The sequence below is a fragment of the Candidatus Nitrosopumilus salarius BD31 genome (genome assembly GCF_000242875.2).
GTDB classification, from domain to species: Archaea; Thermoproteota; Nitrososphaeria; order Nitrososphaerales; family Nitrosopumilaceae; genus Nitrosopumilus; species Nitrosopumilus salarius.
The window spans coordinates 1-2,072 of sequence record NZ_AEXL02000005.1; the positions used below are offsets into that span (position 1 = coordinate 1).

Here is a 2,072-nt window from a genome sequence, read left to right on the forward strand (position 1 = left end):
TCTTCGATTTCTTTATCTATTTTTAGTACATCTAATTCTAATTTAGAACCACATCTAACACATCTAAAGAATTCAAGACTTGATTCTAACATTATCGGTATAACAAATTAATTATTTGTAAGGTAATAATTTCTTTGATGGAAAAATCAAGATAATCTTAAATGTAGTATTTTCAGATTTTATACGAATTGGGCGAGTTTCAAGAATTTGCAGAGGCATTATTTGGTCAATTATCAGTTGAAATTAACGAAGAAAGTGAGATTACAAACTTGGCAATCAAGGCTAAAGAGGATATTTCAGGTAAAGTAGAATTCAAAGAACTAGAAGACATAGCAAATGAGATTTTGCCAGAATTCAAAGAAAAAGTTGAAGGTTTTCTAGGTCTAAATGTTCCAAAAAATATTTCACTAAAGTTTCCAGAATTAGAAGATCTAAAAAGATTGAAAGGAGACAAAGTATTTGCAGACAAGGAATCAAAAGAATTTGTCATAGAATTATTCAATGCAGTTGCAAAAGAAGATTTAAAAAAAATTGCAGAGTTGATGCAAAAAGATACTGCAAAATACTTGGTGTATTCAACATATGCAATTCAATACATATCTAAAATCACCACTACATATGGAGATTATCTTGATTCAATAATCTACTTAAACAAATTCATTTTATCCAGATATCCACAAATAATTCTTCACAAACAAGGAGAACCATACGAATCAAGATTTGAAAATGTCAATTCTGGATATCTCGGTGCAGTAAAGATGACAGTATTAGAAGAGTTAATTCATTCCACACAAGAAAACCTACAAGAAATTAACAAGAATGCTGCAATGAAAGTAAACAAAATCAATGAAGAGTTAGCAACGATAATCTTATCACTAGATACTGAAACAATCAACAAACTATCAGATTATTGTCAATTACAAGCAGTGCCAGATGATTTTCCATTTGCAAAAAAAGCAAATCTATTTTTCTTTTTGAATCCAGACCATTTCCTAATAGAGCAGATCGGACCAGATGTGATGACGTTTACACATGTAGAAATAGATCCAAAAATAGAAGAATCAATTCCACAACTATTGGAGATTTATAAAAAATGGTTAGTCCCAATCCAACAACATCATGCAGCATTTACAGCCATGGAAGGAATGGCAGCATTTGCAATAGAAAATATCCTTAAAGATGATCAAGATTTTCAGAATTATCTTACTACTTTTATGGGCACAGATTTTTCATCATACCAAGTACGAAAAAGCATGGGAAAAGACTTTACAAAAATAATATATGAAAAATTAGGCAAGGATGCATTCACAAAAATAATTTCAAACCCTCCAAATACGAGAGAGATTAAGGAACCTCAATTATACCTCACGAGACTGAGTTTATAGCAATTGGAAGAAAAATTTGACCCATTAGTTGCAGAATGGCTATCATTTGTAGAAAATCCAAATTTCAATTTGGTTGAGAAATGTCTAAAGTTTGCTCAGATTTTAGAATATCCAGATCTGAATGTAGAAGATTACATTAAAAAGATCAGCCATATTGGAAAATCGTTAAAAGAATCAATCAGTGATGTTAAAAATCCAACATACTTGATTTCAATGTTAAATGAGCATCTCTTTGAAAATTTAGGGTTTAGTGGAGACGATGATGATTACTACAATCCAAAAAATAACTTTCTAAATGAAGTTATTGATAAAAAAACAGGCCTTCCAATTACCATTTCAATTCTTTATGTAGAAATTGCAAAGTTCATTGGTTTGGAACTTAAAATAGTTGGATTTCCAAGTCACATTCTAGTAAAATATAACGAAGAGATGATCTTAGATCCATTTTATGATGGACGTCTGTTGGATGTGGATGATTTACAAGATATTCTTGATGCTAATTTTGGAGGTGAAGTAGAATTCAAACCTGAATTTCTAGACGAAGTTAAACCTGAACAAATACTAGTAAGATTGACTCGTAATTTAAAAAATTCATACATACAGTCATTTGTTTATGATAAAGCATTACGATGCACTAACATGGTATTAGCAATAGAGCCGGAATCTCCAGAAGACATAAGAGATAAA

Annotated in this window: 2 protein-coding genes; both read left to right on the forward strand. The window is 30.5% G+C overall.

What is annotated here, in order from left to right; translation table 11 throughout:
• The first annotated feature begins 188 nt into the window (after nucleotides 1-188).
• Nucleotides 189-1,385 (forward strand): hypothetical protein, encoded by a 1,197-nt coding sequence (locus BD31_RS00085; RefSeq protein WP_008296577.1) that lies wholly within the window; start codon nucleotides 189-191, stop codon nucleotides 1,383-1,385.
• A gap of 3 nt (nucleotides 1,386-1,388) precedes the next feature.
• The coding region (locus BD31_RS00090; protein ID WP_008296571.1) for a SirB1 family protein at nucleotides 1,389-2,072 on the forward strand (684 nt) is incomplete at its 3' end.